Genomic DNA, 19,625 nt, shown 5'->3' with positions numbered 1-19,625 from the left:
CTACGGATGAAATATTGCACAGATATATCTAATGTTTAAACCTCTTTTTATGGCATACATATAGTAAAATATAGGGAAAAGATTAAACATCAACCAACGGAGGAAGCTCATGAAGGAGTTTAAGGAACGGCTTGGGCAGGTTCAGGAGCAGCAGAAACAACTGGCGAAGGAGTATCACGCCTTGCTCCAGGAGTACCAGTCCGATGACCTGATTGTTAAGAATGAACAGTTACAGGAACAGTATGAAGCTCACAAACTCAAGCTGCAACAGCTCGAACTTCGCTCACGCAAGATGGAAGAAGAGAATGCACGTCTTCGTATGGCGTTATCCGAACAGATGCTGGATGAGAAACTGAATCTGATCCGGGTATCGCGAGAGAAGATGGAGACCTATTTTCAAGGGAAAACAGCAGTACATAATGATCGAATTGCATTCCATGAACATCGAACCAAATCCAATCTGAACGCGCTGTACAACCAGGCAGCACAGGAGCTGCAAGAGGATTCCGATGAGGTGAAGGAGAGGATTGCTTACCTTGCCGCAGAGGTGAATGAGCGCATTGAATCGCACAAGCGGGCCGTACGGGAGAGAGAAGAGGCTCTGCGTGGGCACATGGAACGTGGATATGAGCATATGGCGGAGGAAGGGTTGAGCGAAGAGACTATTCAACGCCGGATCAAGCAGAATCGCATGGAGATGAAGATTGGACTCAGCTGGATCAACAAAGTAGCCATCCTGCTCCTCATTCTGGGCGTTGGAGCAGCGTTCCAATATTCGTACTCGACCTGGTTTAATGACGAGATGAAGAGCGGAGCCTTTTTCCTGCTCGGTGCTCTGATGCTCGCTGGAGGAGAGTTGCTGTTCCGTCGCAAAAAGCAGACGTTTGCAATGGGGCTGCTCGGCGGTGGGATCTCCGTGTTATTCGGCTCCGTCTTCTATAGTTACTTTTTACTGCATATTATCGGGTTATATACGGGACTTGCCCTGTCTGTATTGGTATCGGCAATCTCCGTATTGTTGTCCTTGAGATACCAGTCGAAGACCATCTGTTCACTAGGTTTGGTGGGCGGATATCTTCCGTTATTCTCCTATATGTTCTCGTTCGGGCTTGAGGGCCCTGCTGTTTATGTAGCCATGATCTACCTGCTGCTCTTAAACGGCATTATTGTGTTCATTTCGTTTGGCAAACGGTGGCCGGTGGTGCACTATATCAGTTTTCTGTTTAACACACCATCCATGCTCATCTTATTATGGCTGTCGCCAAGTGAGAAGATTGGCATGTTGTATTCCATTGTGACGTTTGCATTATATCTGGGCATTACACTGGCGTATCCGTTCAAACACCGGATGAAGTTAACCTGGTGGGATTTCGCTCTGCTCGCCATGAATACGAGTATCAGCTGTCTGATGTTATACGTGTTATTTGATGTGGCGGGTTGGAATGATGCTCAGGGCTTGCTGGCGTTAATCTTCTGCGTGGTGTATCTGGGCCTCGCACGATTCGTCCAGCGCCATATGGCTCAGGAGAAACAGACGATATTACTCTTCTATGTCACTTCCCTGACGTTCGCCATTCTGATTATTCCGTTCCAGTTCGGGGCCAAGTGGTTATCGATGGGCTGGTTAATCGAAGGGGTTCTGTTGGTTACGCTTGGACATCTGAAACGACTCAAGTCGGTGGAACGTGCCGGATGGGGCATTGTTCTTCTATGTTTAACCACTTTTGTGTACTATGATCTGCTGACGCTACTCTTCATCGGGGAACGTTCTTACTTTATGTTAAAATACACCAGCATCACGCTGGGAACCTTGCTTATTACACTGTATTATGCCTGGGCAGTTCACAGCAGCTCATCTTCCAGAGAGAGATTCAATTACAGCGCGCTGGAGCTGGGTTTCCTGAACGGATTCAAGTATGTAGCCCTTGCGAATCTGTGGTTATACGTGCTGTATGAGTCGAATGAATTGTATACCAGAGCTGTCGATGGGACGTTCCTGTTATACATGTTCTACAAGTTGCTCATGTTCGCAGCGCTCACCATTGCATTGGCCTATGGACTGAACAAGGTGAAGCTGCTGCGTGATCGATACGTGCAAGTGTATACCACCTTCTTGCATGCCATTGGCTGCTGTATTGCACTGGCCGTAACCTTAACCATGCCAGCGCTTCAGCCGGAGGTTCAGCAGCATACGGCGGCGGAGATTGTTGGATTGCTGGTGCTAATTATCTTTAACGTAGGGGTATTCTTTGCAGGAAGGGATCTGCTAATTGCAGGCATCCGCGGGCAGTTCAAGAGCATTGAATGGTACCCGGTTATCGCAGGGGTGTATCTGCTCGGTGTCATCACCGTATTCCTGACGATTCAGTTCCAGTGGGGTGATGTGGGGCTGATGTTCAGCCTGATCTATCTGCTGCTCGCGATTCTCTATATTGCCTATGGATTCCGTAGAAAATATGTCATGATTCGGCGTCTCGGCCTTGGCCTAACGTTGTTCGCTACGGGGAAGATGGTGTTCTATGATGTGGGGATGCTTACCTCAGGCAGCAAAATCTTTGCCTATTTCAGCTTCGGCGTTCTATTGCTTGGGATCTCTTACCTGTATCAGAAGGTGTCCAGCCGGATGGAGGAAGTACAGTCCAGAGTGACAGCGAAGCCTGACGACGAGCCGACTGTGCCGGAGGAAGAAGTAGATTGATGTAATGATTCTAATTCCAGTCCATGATGTGTGTGGGCGGTTTGAACGGACGTTCTTGCTGGTGTATGTTCTTGTTTGAACTAACATGGAAGGACTCCGGATGTGTTTCATATCCAGAGTTCCTTCACAATTCTTTATTCCTTGTTCTTAATCTCTTCGACGACTTGAAAGCCGTTTGCTTTTCCATTAAGATATCCTTGCTCATAGAAGTCTATCCCGTCAGGGGTTATAGTTACTGCAACTGTCTCCGGATCATTCTCTGCGGGTTGTGCAACAATATATCCTCTGTCTAGCAGATATGAAATTGCCCTGTACTTTTCTATGTTTTCCTTTTGATAGAATCTATTACTCGGTAAAAGCACTGCAGAATTTTCAGTAAACCAAGCTGAATATATTTGCTCCGTAATATCGTATCTTTCTTGTATTCTCTCTTTAATTTGAAGCTCTCTTTCATCGAGCATACTCACACCTCCGCAAATTAAGCTATAATTACGGGTCAGACTGCTGATCATATCTTTTATTCTTCAAAACTACGCTTTGTTTTCCAATACCAGAACTTCGATCCTTGAGAGATTATAAAACGTTCTAACCATGTCTCAAAGTTACTGTAAAAAGATCCCGTATGTTCAACAGAATATAAACTCTCACAAAGCAACAGATATTGCTCATTACCTGAACTCCAAAGCTCTAAATCTATTAGGATTCGATCATCAAGAATATTGGCGACCACAATCTTATTATCTGATGCTTCATTGTAATGTATAACATCTTGGGCTGAGTATAAGAAGCTCTCCCCGCCATATTCGGGGTCTTCGAACAAGGAGGCTCCATTACATAATCGTAAAAAGCTTATGTAATCTGGAGGTAATGGAGTAGAAAAATACTCGGAAAGCTCTTTAATTTTATCTTCGGATGCACTTGGTTTGAATTTATTCATAACAGTCGTTTTCCCAGTAGGAGCAAGTATTTCAATCTGACCTTCATTTTGGTCCGACCATTCCTTAAATGCTTTAATTAACATCTATATAGCTCCTCCTCAAAAAAACTGACTTTACAGATTTCTGTAAAATCAGTTTATCATATTACCCGTTTTACGTACGGGCAGTTTATGATTGAAATCATGCAATCATCTATACTTTCGGCTTTATTTTTCAATCCAAAATGAGGCTCCGGGCTGCTGTAAACAGCAATCTGGGGCCTTATTGATGTGAGTCTATGGCTCAGCCTAATATGACATTCGTGAAACGTTTTGCGCAGAGATCACGTTATAATAGAGTAGACTTAGGGTTGGATCTTCATTTGTAACCATGAGGTTTCGGCAGCCGATGTGCCTTTCAGTGATTCTCCGCGATCATCATTCATACGGGAGAGCACGGTTAATGTCATGGACAGGGCAAAGGCGAGCAACACGTATATGAAAATGTTTTTTTTATTCATTGGAAGGTACCTCTCTTGTTGAATGAGCTAAAAGTAGACATCCGGCCGTCATGAGAAAAAAAGCACAACGTCTGGTATAGTAGAGTGAGTAGAACCGAACATAAATCGTTCCTGTATACCACTATATTGAACTATAGCGGTGCAAACAATGGAACAAATCTGATGAATTTATCATTATTGTTATGAAATGTTTATAGAGATCGAGTGAGTGATCATTGAAGGTGGGAGAATAACATGCGGGAGACGGCAAAAATCGTCATTCGTACGCCAGGACAGGAAAGTGACGGCTCATTCGCTTATGTAAGCCAGGGGCGCTCCATTACGGTGGGACGTTATACAGGCGGAAGTGAATTGGACTTGTCTGTTTATAATCAGATGATATCGAAGCGGCATTGCCGCATTCATTATGATGTACAGCAACAGCTATGGATCGAGGATCTGGATAGCAAAAATGGAACCGAACTGAACGGGCAGCGCCTCGTTCCCTATGAGAAATATCCGTTTGGCGAAGGAGACAGCCTGACGTTGGTGAACGGCTTGATCCAGCTTCGCACGGAAGGCGATCTTGGAGAGACGAGGGAATATCGTGTGTCGGATCTGCTGGGTGAGGGCGTACGTTTACTGGATCACCTGCAAACCGTACAGATCGGCGAAGTGGAGATTCCGCTGTCCAAGAAGGAGTATCAGCTGTTCAAGCTGCTGTATAGTCAACTGGACCACTTTGTGACAAGGGAACAGATTGTGGCACAGGTGTGGCCGGAGCGTAGTATGCTGGAGAGCGAAGCGGTAGGGATCGACGAGATTAACTCGCTAATCTATCGGACGAATCGTAAGCTGGGTGTACACTTTACCATCAAGTCCGTTTATAAAAAAGGTGTATATATGAAGTCTCATGTGCCGGAATGAATGAGTGATAACAAAGGGATGAGTTCATGTTCATCATTTACCTGATTCCATGGCTGATTGCCGTGGTGACATTGATCGGTGTCATATCCATCGTACTCGTGAGTTGGAAAAACGGGATTTCCCCGATGCCCACATCCAGTCGTGTCAGACAGGTGGTCATTCAGGAGGTAAACCGGATTCCAGGGTACGGGGATGTGCTCGAAGCGGGCTCTGGATGGGGCGCATTGGGATTGGATGTTGTAAGACACTGCCCTGGTAAAAGACTGACCGGGATTGAGAATTCGATCATCCCCTTATGGTCTTCCCAAATAATTGCCTATCTCAGTGTTCGCTTACGTCGAGCCAAGGGAAACAAGCACTCTCTCAAGGGCAGGTTGCGCTTCATGCGCGGAGACATCTACACCAGTTCCTATGAACATGCAGATTGTGTGATTTGTTATCTGTTCCCGGGAGCCATGACCCGGCTTCTGGACAAGTTCAATCGAGAGCTTCCACCGGGTGCCAAGGTGATTAGCATCTGTTTTGCCCTGCCAGGAAAAGAACCGCTGCGTACCATTACTTGCCGGGATGCCTTGCGCACCAAGGTGTATGTGTATTCCTTTTAAAGAAAAGAACAGGAAAGTGATCATCAGGTTTGCTCAGCTGGAGTGCTGTAAACCTTCTGCCATAACGTTAATGGATGAAAGAGTGTGCTCCATATCATAGTGATTCAGATACCACGTAAGAACGCGGATGCGAAAAAGGCCCCGAACTCACTATGAAGTGATTCGGGGCCTTTTTGTCTCGCCTTTGAGCTAGGGCAAGAGATTGCTTGATTATTGCTTACCGCACGTATTATTTTGCAGAATCGGTAGTGCCTGTGCTGTCGGAGGTTGTACCGGATTGCGTCCGATTTCTACCGCCTCCGAAGCTGCCTTGACCACGGCCTCCTCCTGGACCACCCATACCTGAATTGGCTGTAGTTACACCAGATTCATTGACCCAAGTTACATTGCTTGTCGATTGGAAGGCAACCACTTGAGTTCCACCGCTATACGTACCGTCTGTGTAGAGTCCATCTACCGCTTTACCTGTTGATGTACCACTGGAGTAGATCACATAGGAACCATCTTTTGCAAGATCCGGTGAGCTGACAACCACGGTTTGATAATCTTTTGCTGGTGCAAACGTCAGAATGTTGTTGCCTTCACTATCTTGTACATGTACAAGTGTTCCAGCTTTTTGCGCGGCAGGGAATGTCATCACAATGGTGTTTTGCGTAGATGCATCGGATGTTCCTTGTGCCATACCAGAGCTGCCAGCAGCCACGAGGTATCCACCGCTGATTTCAAATGTGCCATCATAATCCAATGCTCCGTTGCCGCTATCCGTCGGTCCGTTCACAATAACCGTTCCGCCAGTCATGTTAATGGAACCATTGGAATCCAGTCCGTCACCACCTGCGTTCACAGTGAGGGAGCCGCCGTTAATGTGGAACTCGTTATTACTCGCTGCTGCACCGCCCATACCGCCCGGTCCACGTCCTTGCTGAGTAGTAGCTGTACCCTGGGATGCCTGATCGGTAGTTGATGTTGTACCTGTCGTTTCAGTTACAGAGATGTTGGATGTAGCAGCGGCATCGGTTGCTGTAGTCGCGCTATCTGTACTTGCCGCTGTATTCGCAGCTGTTTCCGTCTCGCCACCTGCAGCATTTACGCCATCATCGGATGCCGTTACATCTACATCCCCATCGTTCAGGGTGATGATTGCACCTTCAAGTCCTTCATAACTCTTCGCAATCGTGATGGTTCCGCCGTTAATCGTAAGGGCCTGATCTGCATGAATGCCGTCATCACCAGATTCAATGTTGAATATTCCGTCATTGACTGTCACGTTATTATTGCTGTGCAGGGAATCATCCATGGAATCAATGGTATACGTACCACCATTAACCGTAAGGTCTGTACCTGCTTTGAGTGCTTTGGCACTTGTGGACTCGGTTGCTGTTGTTGCTGTGTCTGCATCGGCATTGTTATCCGTTGTTGTTGTGTTGGCAGAGTTGGATGCTGCTGCGCCGTTTGTATTAGCACCTGCATTCGTACCGCTGTTAGTAGGCATCTCCGGCATATCTGCAGGAGGTTCGCCATCCGGTGGTGTGCCCATATCGGTTGGAGGTGTGCCGCCACCCCATCCGCCGCCGCCAAATGGACCTTCTTCTACTTTGGCTGGTGCATTGGCGCTACCGCCGCCCGTTACAATGTTGTATGTGCCGCCATCCGCAACAAGTGCGGTTTCGGCTTGAATACCGTCGTTGCCACTTTGGATATCGAAAGTACCTCCAGCGATAGCAACGTAACCTTTGGTGGTATCTGTGTCATTGGTTGATTTAATACCGTCGCCTTCGGCCTGAATAGTAATCGTACCTGCTTGGATGGCAACCATATCCTTACCTTTGATGCCGTCATCGGCTGCTTTGACACTGATGGTCCCGCTAATGATTTTCAGATCATCCTTGCTTGTAATACCTTCATTATAGTTACCTGTGACGGTCAATTGGCCTGCACCGTTGAACGTAAGATCCGCTTTACTGAAGATCGCAGCATCCGGCTCATCTGTCGTAGCGTCGGCGTACACATATGTTTTACCATCGGAAACGGTATTCTTGGTTCCTTTTTCGAGTGTAATCACCGCTTTACCAGCCTTCTGAATGTAGATCGCGGCGCTGTCGTTATCATGGATGGTTGCTCCGTTTAATACGAGATGCACAGTACCCTTATCGGCAACATTGACCACAATCTGGCCATCCGTTAGCTCACCGCTAAGTACATAAGTGCCTGCTTCCGAGATGGTTACTGAGCCATTCGCTGCTTTGGCGCCCGAACCGGTTACCGTTGCAGTTGTACCGTTCAACTTAATCGCTGTGGAATCTGCCTCACTCCAGCTAATGTTGGTATCGTCAGCATCCAGAGAGACCAGATCTGCATATTTCACAGAAGTTTGTTCGCTGACAGATACCGTTTTGGTTGTTCCTGTCGTTGACGTTGCGGCATTGGCAGTTGAGCTTGTGGTTGCTGGTGAACTGCATGCTGCGAGTAGGCTGGTAATCATGGCGATGGACCAAAGTTTGCTACCTGTTATCATGTTTTTCTTCATATTAGATCGTTCCCTTCGAATTACAAATTAATATTCCGTTGTTGGACTCATGGTTAATGAGATATCCAGGTTGCCGTTCCGTGTGCGGATCGCATCAAGGAATTCCTTTTGGCTAACACTTTCGTGAATGGTTACACTGTAGACCAGCTCATACAGACTGCCGAGTTCGGTCGTTCTGATTTTTTTCAGATCAAATGGTACATTGAATGTATGGAACACTTCATTAAGGGCTTCTTCATAGCTCAAGTTCTCGGGAATGGTGACTTTCAGCGTTTTCAGCTGACTTTTCTTGCCGCCAAAGTTAAAGCGACTCAGGACAAACATCAGTACACACAGGATAATGGTGAACAGAACCGCGTATCCAAAAGCGCCTACACCGCAGGCAAGACCGGAAGCCATCGTGAACAATACGTAAGCAATGTCTTTTGGATCACCAGGTGCACTGCGGAAACGAATGATCGAGAAGGCACCTGCCAAGCTGAATGCTCGAGCGATGTTGCTGCCGATAAGCAGGATGATGATGGCGACAATGACGGGCAGGACAACCATCGTTAAAGTGAAGCTCTGGGAGTATGTGCTTTGGTTAGTCTTCATGTAGGTGAGGCTGATGATCAACCCCAGAATGATGGCAAGACCAATGGTGATGACTGCGTTGTTAAACGTCAGGTTGGTATCGGTTAGGGCTGAACTGAATAGTGAATCAAGCATATAGGACACGCTCTCTTTCTATAATCGTTTTATCTTGTTCTATGGATGGGTTGAAATCGGTACCTGGCACAAGAATGCGCTCTGTCTGGTAATTCAGGTTCGTTGTTCTCACCAGATGCCTGTACTCGTTACCGTATTTGGAGAATCCGGTGCGGTATAGACCATGCTCACAGAGTAGTTGCGACAGCCACAGCGGAACGGTTTTCTCGGCTTTTACTTCCATCAGCCATCGACCGTCCTTCACCAGCGGCTCACCGTAATCTCCCTGTTCCAGCTTCAGATCGTATCTGCGGCTGCGGATGTTGGTGTCAAAGGTAATGCGGAGATCCCGGCTGTTCTTGTCGAAGAGCGCTTTGCGCTCATACGCCAGATATACTTTCGGTTCCAGATCGTATACCCGAAGGAAATATTTGATCTCTTCGACAACCTGTTTATTCATGTAATCGGCCAGCTCCGGCGCCTGTCCCGAACGGACGAATTCGTAAGCTTCATCCAGCTTCAAGGCTGTTCTGCGTTTGTTCACCAGGCCAAAGACTTTCTTTTTGATCTCCAGATACACTTTGGCATTCTCTTCAGGTATTCCATAAGCCCGCAGTCTCAGCTTCTCCTTGTATTTTGGTTTGGAGAGACTGGCGCGGATCAGCGAATCTTGTGGAGTGTCGAAGTACAAGTTGCTGATGGAGTAATACTCATGTTTCTTGTTGTAGGCATCCAGCTCCATGTATTTCAGCAGGTCATTGTAGAAATGTGCGTACTGCTCATCCGTCAGAAGATACTTGCTCTCATATCGGTTGAATACTTCAATAGCCATTGGGACTCATTCCTTTCGTCTGTGCGTTGTATGTTTTGTTGCATCGTGTATTGCTTCCATGTCTGTATCTTAGAGCCCCAACCTTGAATGAATCTTAAATGGTTTTACATTGCGTTAACATTTTTTTACCTTCCTATAATATAAAAATTGAACTAAACATTTACACGAGAACGGAGAGGACAGAAATAACCTGAAAAAGCGGAGCGTTCGCCTTTATCCCTGGATTTTCACCTCTCAAAAGGGAATCAAAAAATCTGGGGATAACAGCGATTGGAAGGTTATTCTGTCATCGTAGTGGCAAGTGTAAATATTCTTTTGTTCAATTTATATAGTTGCTGCACAAAAAAATATTAAGATTGATTCAAGGTTTAATTGATAGAATAGGTGATACCATAAAGGGTTCATGAAGACGAATAATTCAAGCAGAGGAATGAATAGATGATGAGAATATTAATTGCGGAAGATGAGGTTCATTTGGCAGAGGCTGTATCGCAGATTTTGAAAAAAAACAACTACTCCGTGGACATGGTCCACGACGGCAGATCAGGATTGGATTATGCGCAGAGCGGTATATACGACCTGTTACTACTCGACATCATGATGCCGGAGATGGACGGGATCACCGTCCTGAAGAAACTTCGCAGTGAAGGCATTCATACGCCTGTCATTCTGCTCACTGCCAAGGGTGAATTATCAGATAAAGTCACAGGGCTCGATTATGGTGCCGATGATTATATCGCCAAGCCGTTTGCCACAGAGGAATTGCTGGCCCGGATTCGAGCAGCCTTACGGCGGAAGGGCGAAGTGGTTCCCGAGGATGGGCTGAAGTTTGGCGACATTGAGCTGAATACAACTCAATTGAAGCTGAGCGTACAGGGTAAGGAGATCAAGCTGAATCTGAAGGAGAATGAACTGCTGGAGCTGTTGATTGCCCGCAAACAGGCGATTACTTCAAAAGAGCAGATTATTGAGAAGCTGTGGGGATTTGATTCGGAAGTGGAGTATAACAATGTGGAGGTATATATCTCTTTTTTACGCAAAAAATTAACCTTCCTGAACTCGGCTGTCCGCATTAACACGATTCGGGGTGTGGGGTATGTGCTTGAGGTGACGTCCTGATGTTCAAGAAACTCCGAAATCGATTCCTGATCGTGAATCTGGTGTCCATATCTATTATGATGCTGGTGGCATTTGCGACGATCTATACAATTACTTATCAGAATGTGCAGCGTGAGACCAATATGGAGTTGTACAAGGTGTCTGATTTCTATCATAGTCCTTATAATTCATCCAAGATGCCGCGCGGGGAAGGGCAGGGTTCCGGTACAGGTGGTAATACAGGCTCAGGTTCAAGTTCCGGTTCAGATTCGTTTCCCTCTAATGCCATGGGTGGTGATAATGGAGGCCCGGGAGGGGATCCCAACTCACCTCCGGCACGTTCCGTTTCGTTCATGATCAAGACGGATGATCAGTGGAAGATTACGGATACACATTCCCGATTTGATATGGAAGATACGTTCTACACCGAGGCGTTGCAAAAGGTTGACCAGAATAAAGTTGGTGATTCGGGACGGCAGACTGGACAATTTGCGCTGGATGGAACGGACTGGGCCTATGTGGTTGATCCGAGCGGTGACGGGCATATGATCGTATTTATTGATGTGACGGCACAACAAGGCATTCTGACGAATCTGATCTATACATTTGCTATTGTTGGACTGGTCATGTTGATTGTGATCTACTTCCTGAGCCGTTATTTTGCCAATCGTTCCATTGCACCAGTGAGGGAAGCGTTTGAGAAGCAAAAACAATTCATCGGAGATGCTTCTCATGAGCTGAAGACACCTCTGGCGATCATCAATACCAATGCCGATGTACTGCTTGCGAATCAGGAGGATACCATAGCCAACCAGGCGAAGTGGCTTCACTATATCAAGTCGGAAACCGAGCGCATGACTGGACTTACGAATGATCTGCTCTATCTGACCCAGATGGATGACTCACGCTCCACGATGATTCATGCGAAGTTTAATATGAGTGATGCGGTAGAAAGTATTATTTTGCCGATGGAGGCCGTTATTTTTGAGAAAAACATCTCCCTCGATTACAACATTGAGCCGAATCTTACGGTTCATGGAAACAGTGAGCAGATCAAACAGGTCATTCTGATCCTGCTCGATAATGCGGTGAAGTATTCCGGTCCCAAAGGGTCCGTAAACGTTACGCTCCAGAAACAGAATAATGATGTCATGCTGGCCGTGTCCAATACAGGTGAAGGCATTGCACCCGAACATCTGGATCGGATCTTTGATCGATTCTATCGTACGGATTCGTCAAGAGCACGAAAACATGGTGGGCATGGTCTGGGTCTCGCGATTGCTCGTTCTATTGTGGATCAGCACAAAGGAGAGGTGTATGCTCGAAGTGTAGTCGGAGAGGGCGCTACATTTTACGTGCGGTTATCGTAGGGGCGGAGATGGGCTGGCGTAGAGTAGGATGAAAGTTTAGAGCGTAGATAGGTAGTGAGGGGATTGCTACTCGCTACTATGCACCGAAATCTGATTTCCACCTAAATGAAAAACATCCCCTCTATGCTCCTGCTCCACACTACCCCTTAAGTCTGGCTCTATAATCGGCAATTAGGCATAAGTTCTGCCTGTAATGGGTTAACCTATGCTACAATGGCAACAGTATGTATGAATCAAGGAGATGAACTGAACGTGGCAGAAGCAAACGCAATTAATGAACAAGAAATGATGCAGTATATTGCAGATAAAACGAAGGCAAGCCAGGCGAACATCGCTCTTGTGCTGAAGCATGAGCAAGCGTACATCAACAAGGCGCATGAAAATGCTAAAGGTAACGATGTGGATATTGACGGCGATGATCTGGCTGACTACATCCTTAGTCGCAAAGATGTGAAGCTGGATGAGTTGACCGTGGAAAGCATCCTGGATGCTGAGATGGACTACTTGATGGACAAGGGTCACGCAGGGTACGTAGATTAAGTTAAGTGTAGGCAAAATCTAACGAATCTCACACGCCTTATAAGGGTATTTCTCGCTCGATTGGGAATGTAACGAATCTCAGACGCGTTATTCTCTGGATTTTAGGAATTTTCGGTGCAATTGCAGCATTTATGCAGAATTAGCGTCTCTGAGATTCTTTAGTTTGGGAAATAAGCGATTTTAGCCGATATAAGGTGCCCTAGGTTCGTTCGAGTATCACATGGTGCAACGAGACGTTAACTAGCTGTTTCAAAAGTGAAATTTTCATATGCAGCCTTCTGCATGGCAAGTATTGTACTGTCAAAAAGACCTCAACTCCACAATACTGTGGTGTTGAGGCCTTTTTTAGATTGTAGCGACCAGGCGTTCCTTCGGGAATACCCGTCGGTATAACTTTTCTAAGGATGGACTTGAAGTTCTATCGACCCAATCTTTATCAATCCTACCGTTTGCAGCTTCTTATTGACCCATCATGCCGCCATCTACAGTGTAGAGGGAAGCTGTTACATAGGATGCTTCTTCGGACAACAGGAAGTTCATCACAGCAGCAACTTCTTCCGGTTCACCGTAACGGCCCATTGGAATGCTGGACACGGTTGCTGATTGATAATCTTCCACGTTACCGGAATTTGCTTCGATCTGGCGCATCATACGTGTGTTGATTGTACCTGGCAATACAGCGTTAACCCGGATATTATAAGGTGCCAGTTCATTTGCAGCAGTACGCGTGAGACCAACTACGGCATGTTTGGACATAATATATGGAGACACAGCAGGTGCACCCATCAGACCCGCGAGGGAAGAGGTATTGAGAATCGCACCGGATTTTTGTTTTTTCATCACTGGAATGACATTTTGCAGACCAAGGAATACCCCGCGAATGTTGACGTTATATACCGTATCCAGTGCTTCAACACTCAGGTCTTCAATCAGCCCTGTAGGACCTTCAATTCCGGCATTGTTGGCAAAATAATCGATTCGGCCAAAAGCATCCAATGCTTTTTGCACATAGTTTTTCACGTCTGCTTCCTGGGATACGTTCGCTTTTACGGCGATGACGTGCTCTTTGTCGAGGTTCAGATCAGTAATTGTCTGTTGAATGGCTTCTTCATTCAGGTCGACCAGAACCAAGTTGATTTTGCGCTCAGTAAGGCGGCGTGCCAATTCTTTACCAATGCCTCCAGCTGCTCCTGTAATAACGGCTGTATGTGTATAAGATGTACTCATGAACTATCCGCTCCTTATTCATTATTGGCAGGTATTTCTCAAAAAAAGTTTCAACCTGTCGTCTATCTTTCCTGTCTCAATGTTAAGATATACATAGCAATGTGACAATAATCATTGACATCGCATATGTCAGCTATCGGACAGAGGTGTAAGCGGTGTTCATTTATATTACAATAATGAACAAAGGAGGCGAGAATGTTGATCATTGAACATCCTCAGGACCGGAGAGCACGAAGAACGCAGGATGCAATCATCGCTGCGGCGGTTTCTTTGATATTGGAGAAGGGAGCGGATGCCCTCACGATCCGGGATATTACGGAGCGGGCGGATTACAACCGCGGAACTTTCTATTTACATTTTCCCGGCAAACCGGAGTTGTTGCAGTTCATTCTGGATGATTTCATGCAGGGAGTAGGACAGGCTTATGCGGCACCATACGCACAGCTCAAAGAAGTGGATATGACTGCATTGCTGCCATCCACGATGCCGGTATTTGAATATATAGAAGCCCATCAGGATATTTTCCGAGCATTAATGACGATGCATTCCGATATGGGTTCCCGGCTGTGCAATATGTTTAGAACGTACTTAACCGAGGATTTTGTACTGGTGACCGAAGATAGCGAGCAGACCATTAATTACGACATTATGTTAAGTTATCTGATATCTGCTACCGTGGGCGTGATTATGCATTGGGCGGAGATTGGATTCAAGTATTCTGCGCATTATATGGGAGAGCAGCTGACGGCACTGATTAACATCAAACCGACCCGTCTGCTGATTGAACCAGGGCAGAAGGGCCGGACTATTCACGAGCGTATGCTGTTGGATTAAAGGTCGAATGAGAGTTTTGTTCTATATCAATTGAACTAAAGAATATTTACACTGCACACTCCGATGACAGAACACCCTTCCGATCGCTGTTATCCCCAGATTTTTTTGATTCCTTTTATAAAGGGTAAATCCGGGGATAAAGGCGAACGCTCCGCTTCTTCAGGTCGTTTCTGTCCTCTCCGTTTTGTGTAAATGTTTAGTTCAATTGATATAGATGAAGGAATCCAATTCGATTATCCGGTCATGGAGGCGTTCGCCGCCTGTTGCATCTGAAGCAGCTGTTCGCGGATCAGGACAGACTCTCCGACCATAATTAATGCGGGATTATTCACTTTATGCGACTTGGCGAGGGAGTGGAGTTCGGCAAGTGTGCCGGTAATAATGCGTTCCTCCGAAGTGGTTCCCCGTTCGACTAAAGCTGCGGGGGTGGTTCCACTTTTGCCATGGTGAAGCAATTCATGTTGGATCTGGGGCAGTTGGCTAATACCCATGTAGACGACCAATGTATCTACACTATGGGCGAGCAGGTCCCAGCGGACCGAAGATACACTTCCATCACTGCCGGTTCCCGTGACACATGCGAAGGATGAAGCAACCCCGCGATGGGTTAACGGAATAAGGGATGAAGCGGATGTACCTACAGCTGAAGTGATGCCAGGAATGATTTCAAATGCAATCCCTGCTTCCGCCAGCACAAGCGCTTCTTCACCACCACGACCAAAGATAAACGGATCGCCACCCTTGAGTCGTACGACTTGTTTGCCTTCCGCCGCATGTGCAGCAAGCATCCGTCCAATCATCTCCTGACTCATGGAATGAAGGCCTGGAGCCTTGCCGCAGTAGATGCGGAGTGCTCCTTCACGAGCTTCGGCGAGCAATTGATCATTCACAAGCCGATCATACATAATGACATCTGCGGACTGAATACGTTTCAGGGCTTTTACCGTAATCAGATCCGGATCTCCAGGACCAGCGCCAACAATACTAACCAGGCCCCGGCTCATGATCGTGTCCCCAATTTGGATGCAGCATCAGAACTTGCCAATCCTGAACGCCCACCCTGAATGGTTGCCAGTTTGGTCGATAGCTTTACTGGATTTCCCCAGTGGTGTGCAGCATATAGACCGAGGCCTGTAAATACAGCTCCGCCAATGAGGTTACCCAACAACACCGGGATCTGATTCCATAGCCACCAGTCAGCGAGACTGACCTGTGCACCGAGCATCATGCCTGCCGGGATGACAAACATATTTACCACAGCATGCTCAAATCCCTGAGCGAAAAATATGGTAATGGGCAGCCACATCGCTACGATTTTACCCAGTGTAGAAGTGGACGTCAGTGCCATCACTGCCCCGAGTGTGACCATCCAGTTACATAGAATGGCTTTGATGGTGACCAGTACAATGCCAGCCCCACCCAAGTGCTGATATCCCAATGTTTTGGTTTCACTGGTCTGGATCAGCGTTTGAATTAGAGGGTTGCTCATATCCGTACCCATCTTGGTAATGGTCAGGCCGTATAAGAGAGCATAGAATGCACATCCGATTAGATGCCCTGTGATCACCCAAAAATAATTTCGGAGCATCTCCATCCATGTAACTCTGCGTTTCAACACTGCGAGTGGAAGCATCGCAAAGTTTCCTGTCACCAATTCGAGACCCAGCAGAATAATGATGACAAATCCCGCCGGGAATATCAGTGCACCTGCCAAACCAACGGAAGTTTGAGATACAGCGGTATATGCCAGTGTGGTTGCAAAGGCAAGGATAGCCCCCGCCAGAAAACCGCGGATCAGCATCTGTACCCGATTCATTCTGGCTTTGCTCTCACCAGCTTCGACCATCGATTGCAGCACTTCTGCAGGTTTAACAAAATCCATAGCGCACGCCTCCTTGATGTCAGGGTATCTCTAGCCTTTAACCCGCAATTGTGATGTAGATTTCTCCGCTGTTGCCGTCCACTTCTGTTTTGTAGGTATTCAAGCAGCCTTCATCTGGCTCTTGTACCTTACCGTTACGCAGATCAATCTTCCAATCATGCAAAGGACAATGAACCGCTGTCCCGCACACCATGCCTTCCGACAGCTTGCCGCCCTTGTGAGGGCAGCGATTCTCGACGGCATGCAGACTTCCGTCGCTCAGTTTGAAGACTGCAATTTCGGTATCCTGTATCAGGAAGGTCCGTGCTCCCTTTTCATCAATATCTGCAAGGTGTCCAATCCGGAATTTGTTCATCGCTGTTCCTCCTCTTCTAGTGGGTTACCGGCTCGGCACCGGACAGTGGGGTGAAGTTTTTACGTAATTTCTCGTCTTGTATGATTTCTTTCCAAGGATCAACCGTGTGACCCAGTGTAACTTCCAGACGTTCAACCAGAGCGAGACGTACATCCCGATCCGCCAATGCTTCCTTCACATGATCCAGACCAACCCGTTCAATCCAAGCCGCTGTTCTCTCATTCCATTTTGCGTTCTCTCTATAATATTGCAGGTAAGAGTAAGTCCACTCTTCCACTTCCGCATCGGTCTTCACCGTACACAGCAACTCGGCTGCACGAACCTTGACTCCCGCGTTACCGCCAACATGAATCTCCCAAGCGCCATCAATGGCGACAACACCCAGATCCTTGATGGTCGCTTCAGCACAGTTCCGCGGACATCCGGAGACAGCGAGTTTCACTTTGGCCGGAGCCACCATCTTGTCGAGTTTTTTCTCCAGACGAATACCCATCTCGATGGAATCCTGTGTGCCGAATCGGCAGAACGTATTACCTACACAAGTCTTCACCGTACGAAGCGCTTTGCCATAACCAAAGCCGGAAGGCATATCGAGCTCCTCCCAGATCTTCGGCAGGTTCTCCTTCTGTACACCGAGCAGATCGAGTCGTTGTCCACCCGTGAATTTCACCAAAGGCACATCGTATTTCTCTGCGACAGTTGCAATCTTGATCAATTCGGCCGGGGAAGTGACACCACCATAGATCCGTGGAATAACGGAGTAGGTACCGTCCTTCTGGATATTGGCGTGATAACGTTCATTGGTGAATTTGGATACACGCTCATCTGTGTATTCAGCCGGCCAGATCATACCGAGATAATAGTTGAGGGAAGGACGGCACTTGGAGCAGCCTTCCGGTTCATTCCAACCGAGAACATTCATGACTTCCTTCACACTCTTGAGTCCCATTTCCTTGATCTGAGCAACAATCTCATCCCGATCATAGGATGTGCAGCCACAGATGCCTTCTTTGGTCTGTTCGCCTACATTATCACCCGCATAATACGTGAGCAGGTTTTCGATAATGGGTTTGCATCCACCGCAAGAAGCGGAAGCTTTGGTACAGGACTTGATTGCACCGAGCGTATTACAGCCTTTATTCAGAACAGCGTCCCCGATGGAAGCTTTGGTAACACCGTTACAACCACAGACGATCTCATCATCCGGCATACTTGCCATGCGTTCTGCAACAGATGGACCCGAGCCTGAACCGCCGGAAGGTACGCCGAGCAAAATTTCTTTCTCCCTGCCACTGATGTTCTCACCACTCTTAATGAGGGAAAACAGCGATGCGCCATCCGTGGTATCCCCGAACAATACAGCTCCAATGAGCTGCCCATCCTTAATCACCATCTTTTTGTACACGCCATCAACGTCATCCTGAATACGAATGCTGCGAGTGTCCGCAGCGTCTTTGAATTGTCCGGCAGAGAATACGTCCACACCAGATACTTTGAGCTTCGTGGACGTGACTGAACCTGCGTATCCTTCGGTTGCCGCACCAGCCAGACGTTTTGCGAGCACCATACCTTGTTCATATAATGGAGCAACCAGTCCGTAGGCAATACCGCGGTGTTCTGCACATTCGCCAACGGCAGATATACCAGGGATGCTGGTATGCATATAATCATCTACAATGACTCCACGATTCACATCTAGGCCGGTATTGCGAGCCAGTTCAATCTGCGGACGAATCCCGACAGCCATGACAACCAGATCCGCTTCAAGTACCGTTTGATCAGTGAAACGAATGGCTTTTACCCGTTGTTTGCCTGTGATTTCTTCGGTATGTTTATTCAAAAGGAACTTCATGCCCTGTTCTTCCAGCTCACGCTGGAGCATAAGGCCTGCCGGGAGATCCAGGTTCCGGTCCATCAGATGGCCGTTAATATGGATGACCGTGACATCCATGCCCAGATTGAGCAGCCCCCGCGCTGCTTCCAGTCCTAGCAATCCGCCTCCAATGACGGCAGCTTTGCGATACTTTTGTGATGCTGCCATCATCGTTTCACAGTCTTTAATATCGCGGAAACCGATCACGCCTTCCTTGTTAGCTCCGGGAAGAGGGAGGATGAACGCCTGTGAACCGGTTGCCATAATCAGCTCATCATAGGCTGCGCGTACACCATTCTGAGATACAACTTCCTTGCGCTTGGTATCGATCTGAACGACGGGGTCACCCGGGTACACCCGAATGCCGTTATCTTCGTACCAGCTCCACTCATTGATTACGATATCTTCGATGGATGTTCCGCCAGCCAGTACGGAAGATAACATGATCCGGTTGTAGTTGGGATGCGGCTCTGCGCCGAAGACTGTAATTTCATAAGCGTGTGGAGCAAGCTTAAGGATATGTTCGATTGTGCGGATTCCCGCCATGCCATTGCCGACCAGCACCAGTTTTTTCGTTGTACTCATTATGATTAGCCCCCTTAGGTCCATTCTGCAAACTGCCTCAAAACCTTGTCTCTAAAATCGAAAAAGCCTGTTATGCCTCGGAGGACTGCGCATATACATACGCATCCCTTGCTCCGAGATTGCAAAACAGGCTTCATTGCCGTTTCAACCAGCTACGCCGTTGTAACTG

The 19,625-nt window shown here is 47.3% G+C and carries 18 protein-coding genes; 7 read left to right on the top strand and 11 right to left on the bottom strand.

Annotated features, from left to right (window positions below):
* Window positions 1–109 precede the first annotated feature (109 nt).
* A complete protein-coding gene (locus tag AC6CIF_RS23805) occupies window positions 110–2,698 on the top strand; it encodes a DUF2339 domain-containing protein (protein ID WP_498201755.1) in 2,589 nt (862 codons plus the stop codon).
* Between the two features lie 134 nt (window positions 2,699–2,832).
* Here AC6CIF_RS23805 and AC6CIF_RS23800 read toward each other — a convergent pair whose 3' ends face one another.
* From AC6CIF_RS23800 to AC6CIF_RS23790, 3 genes are all read right to left on the bottom strand, one after another.
* Window positions 2,833–3,159 (bottom strand): hypothetical protein, encoded by a 327-nt coding sequence (locus AC6CIF_RS23800; protein ID WP_498201754.1) that lies wholly within the window; start codon window positions 3,157–3,159, stop codon window positions 2,833–2,835.
* Window positions 3,160–3,215: 56 nt separating this feature from the next.
* Entirely contained in the window at window positions 3,216–3,719 is a 504-nt protein-coding gene (locus AC6CIF_RS23795) for an SMI1/KNR4 family protein (protein ID WP_076213909.1), read from the bottom strand.
* A gap of 260 nt (window positions 3,720–3,979) precedes the next feature.
* The gene (locus AC6CIF_RS23790; RefSeq protein WP_282319905.1) at window positions 3,980–4,135 is read right to left on the bottom strand and encodes a hypothetical protein; all 156 of its coding nucleotides are present in this window, start codon (window positions 4,133–4,135) and stop codon (window positions 3,980–3,982) included.
* 234 nt (window positions 4,136–4,369) lie between these two features.
* Between AC6CIF_RS23790 and AC6CIF_RS23785 the strand changes: the two genes are divergently transcribed.
* Together AC6CIF_RS23785 and AC6CIF_RS23780 are read left to right on the top strand one after the other, a co-directional pair.
* Window positions 4,370–5,041: an FHA domain-containing protein gene (locus AC6CIF_RS23785; RefSeq protein WP_036671661.1), complete on the top strand. Its 672-nt coding sequence runs from the start codon at window positions 4,370–4,372 to the stop codon at window positions 5,039–5,041.
* 26 nt (window positions 5,042–5,067) lie between these two features.
* On the top strand, window positions 5,068–5,646 hold the full coding sequence (locus AC6CIF_RS23780) for a class I SAM-dependent methyltransferase (protein WP_498201753.1): 579 nt from the start codon (window positions 5,068–5,070) through the stop codon (window positions 5,644–5,646).
* A 229-nt stretch (window positions 5,647–5,875) separates the two neighbouring features.
* Here the strand turns inward: AC6CIF_RS23780 and AC6CIF_RS23775 are convergent, their stop codons facing one another.
* From AC6CIF_RS23775 to AC6CIF_RS23765, 3 genes are read right to left on the bottom strand one after another with little or no spacing between them, the layout of a single operon-like run.
* Window positions 5,876–8,173: a carbohydrate-binding domain-containing protein gene (locus AC6CIF_RS23775; protein ID WP_498201752.1), complete on the bottom strand. Its 2,298-nt coding sequence runs from the start codon at window positions 8,171–8,173 to the stop codon at window positions 5,876–5,878.
* Between the two features lie 27 nt (window positions 8,174–8,200).
* Entirely contained in the window at window positions 8,201–8,881 is a 681-nt protein-coding gene (locus AC6CIF_RS23770) for a DUF4956 domain-containing protein (protein ID WP_100528189.1), read from the bottom strand.
* Window positions 8,874–9,692, bottom strand: coding sequence for a polyphosphate polymerase domain-containing protein (locus AC6CIF_RS23765; protein WP_221819970.1), 819 nt, complete (start codon window positions 9,690–9,692; stop codon window positions 8,874–8,876). Before AC6CIF_RS23765 ends, AC6CIF_RS23770 begins: the two co-directional genes overlap by 8 nt.
* A 441-nt stretch (window positions 9,693–10,133) precedes the next feature.
* Here AC6CIF_RS23765 and AC6CIF_RS23760 point away from each other — a divergent pair, with 441 nt between their 5' ends.
* From AC6CIF_RS23760 to AC6CIF_RS23750, 3 genes are all read left to right on the top strand, one after another.
* Window positions 10,134–10,811 (top strand): response regulator transcription factor, encoded by a 678-nt coding sequence (locus tag AC6CIF_RS23760; RefSeq protein ID WP_047841085.1) that lies wholly within the window; start codon window positions 10,134–10,136, stop codon window positions 10,809–10,811.
* Window positions 10,811–12,160, top strand: coding sequence for a sensor histidine kinase (locus AC6CIF_RS23755; RefSeq protein WP_498201751.1), 1,350 nt, complete (start codon window positions 10,811–10,813; stop codon window positions 12,158–12,160). Before AC6CIF_RS23760 ends, AC6CIF_RS23755 begins: the two co-directional genes overlap by 1 nt.
* Before the next feature lie 285 nt (window positions 12,161–12,445).
* Entirely contained in the window at window positions 12,446–12,700 is a 255-nt protein-coding gene (locus tag AC6CIF_RS23750) for a hypothetical protein (protein WP_124116914.1), read from the top strand.
* A gap of 459 nt (window positions 12,701–13,159) precedes the next feature.
* Here AC6CIF_RS23750 and AC6CIF_RS23745 read toward each other — a convergent pair whose 3' ends face one another.
* Window positions 13,160–13,927 carry an SDR family NAD(P)-dependent oxidoreductase gene (locus AC6CIF_RS23745; RefSeq protein WP_498201750.1) on the bottom strand — a complete coding sequence of 256 codons (768 nt, stop codon included), beginning with the start codon at window positions 13,925–13,927 and terminating at the stop codon, window positions 13,160–13,162.
* A 195-nt stretch (window positions 13,928–14,122) separates the two neighbouring features.
* On the opposite strand from AC6CIF_RS23745, the gene AC6CIF_RS23740 reads away from it, so the two are divergent.
* On the top strand, window positions 14,123–14,761 hold the full coding sequence (locus AC6CIF_RS23740) for a TetR/AcrR family transcriptional regulator (protein ID WP_498201749.1): 639 nt from the start codon (window positions 14,123–14,125) through the stop codon (window positions 14,759–14,761).
* A gap of 233 nt (window positions 14,762–14,994) precedes the next feature.
* On the opposite strand, the gene cobA is transcribed toward AC6CIF_RS23740, so the two are convergent.
* The 4 genes from cobA to nirB are packed head-to-tail and all read right to left on the bottom strand — an operon-like array spanning window position 14,995 to window position 19,456.
* A complete protein-coding gene (gene cobA, locus AC6CIF_RS23735; RefSeq protein WP_498201748.1) occupies window positions 14,995–15,765 on the bottom strand; it encodes a uroporphyrinogen-III C-methyltransferase in 771 nt (256 codons plus the stop codon).
* Window positions 15,762–16,643, bottom strand: a complete 882-nt coding sequence (locus AC6CIF_RS23730; protein ID WP_498201747.1) for a formate/nitrite transporter family protein — start codon at window positions 16,641–16,643, stop codon at window positions 15,762–15,764. Before AC6CIF_RS23730 ends, cobA begins: the two co-directional genes overlap by 4 nt.
* Before the next feature lie 37 nt (window positions 16,644–16,680).
* On the bottom strand, window positions 16,681–16,998 hold the full coding sequence (gene nirD / locus AC6CIF_RS23725) for a nitrite reductase small subunit NirD (RefSeq protein ID WP_458462208.1): 318 nt from the start codon (window positions 16,996–16,998) through the stop codon (window positions 16,681–16,683).
* Window positions 16,999–17,014: 16 nt separating this feature from the next.
* Window positions 17,015–19,456 (bottom strand): nitrite reductase large subunit NirB, encoded by a 2,442-nt coding sequence (nirB, locus tag AC6CIF_RS23720; RefSeq protein WP_498201746.1) that lies wholly within the window; start codon window positions 19,454–19,456, stop codon window positions 17,015–17,017.
* Between the last annotated feature and the right edge of the window lie 169 nt (window positions 19,457–19,625).

The organism is Paenibacillus sp. GQ49 (assembly GCF_059759055.1).
This window is presented reverse-complemented; position numbering and strand designations above follow the sequence as displayed.

Excerpts from the sequence above, each read along its gene's own strand:
- AC6CIF_RS23740 (WP_498201749.1), top strand. The coding sequence starts at position 14,123 with ATGTTGATCATTGAACATCCTCAGGACCGGAGAGCACGAAGAACGCAG.
- AC6CIF_RS23795 (WP_076213909.1), bottom strand. The coding sequence starts at position 3,719 with ATGTTAATTAAAGCATTTAAGGAATGGTCGGACCAAAATGAAGGTCAG.
- cobA (WP_498201748.1), bottom strand. The coding sequence starts at position 15,765 with ATGAGCCGGGGCCTGGTTAGTATTGTTGGCGCTGGTCCTGGAGATCCG.
- AC6CIF_RS23800 (WP_498201754.1), bottom strand. The coding sequence starts at position 3,159 with ATGCTCGATGAAAGAGAGCTTCAAATTAAAGAGAGAATACAAGAAAGA.
- AC6CIF_RS23775 (WP_498201752.1), bottom strand. The coding sequence starts at position 8,173 with ATGAAGAAAAACATGATAACAGGTAGCAAACTTTGGTCCATCGCCATG.
- AC6CIF_RS23790 (WP_282319905.1), bottom strand. The coding sequence starts at position 4,135 with ATGAATAAAAAAAACATTTTCATATACGTGTTGCTCGCCTTTGCCCTG.
- AC6CIF_RS23730 (WP_498201747.1), bottom strand. The coding sequence starts at position 16,643 with ATGGATTTTGTTAAACCTGCAGAAGTGCTGCAATCGATGGTCGAAGCT.
- nirB (WP_498201746.1), bottom strand. The coding sequence starts at position 19,456 with ATGAGTACAACGAAAAAACTGGTGCTGGTCGGCAATGGCATGGCGGGA.
- AC6CIF_RS23785 (WP_036671661.1), top strand. The coding sequence starts at position 4,370 with ATGCGGGAGACGGCAAAAATCGTCATTCGTACGCCAGGACAGGAAAGT.
- AC6CIF_RS23760 (WP_047841085.1), top strand. The coding sequence starts at position 10,134 with ATGAGAATATTAATTGCGGAAGATGAGGTTCATTTGGCAGAGGCTGTA.
- AC6CIF_RS23750 (WP_124116914.1), top strand. The coding sequence starts at position 12,446 with ATGATGCAGTATATTGCAGATAAAACGAAGGCAAGCCAGGCGAACATC.
- nirD (WP_458462208.1), bottom strand. The coding sequence starts at position 16,998 with ATGAACAAATTCCGGATTGGACACCTTGCAGATATTGATGAAAAGGGA.
- AC6CIF_RS23755 (WP_498201751.1), top strand. The coding sequence starts at position 10,811 with ATGTTCAAGAAACTCCGAAATCGATTCCTGATCGTGAATCTGGTGTCC.
- AC6CIF_RS23780 (WP_498201753.1), top strand. The coding sequence starts at position 5,068 with ATGTTCATCATTTACCTGATTCCATGGCTGATTGCCGTGGTGACATTG.
- AC6CIF_RS23765 (WP_221819970.1), bottom strand. The coding sequence starts at position 9,692 with ATGGCTATTGAAGTATTCAACCGATATGAGAGCAAGTATCTTCTGACG.
- AC6CIF_RS23805 (WP_498201755.1), top strand. The coding sequence starts at position 110 with ATGAAGGAGTTTAAGGAACGGCTTGGGCAGGTTCAGGAGCAGCAGAAA.
- AC6CIF_RS23770 (WP_100528189.1), bottom strand. The coding sequence starts at position 8,881 with ATGCTTGATTCACTATTCAGTTCAGCCCTAACCGATACCAACCTGACG.
- AC6CIF_RS23745 (WP_498201750.1), bottom strand. The coding sequence starts at position 13,927 with ATGAGTACATCTTATACACATACAGCCGTTATTACAGGAGCAGCTGGA.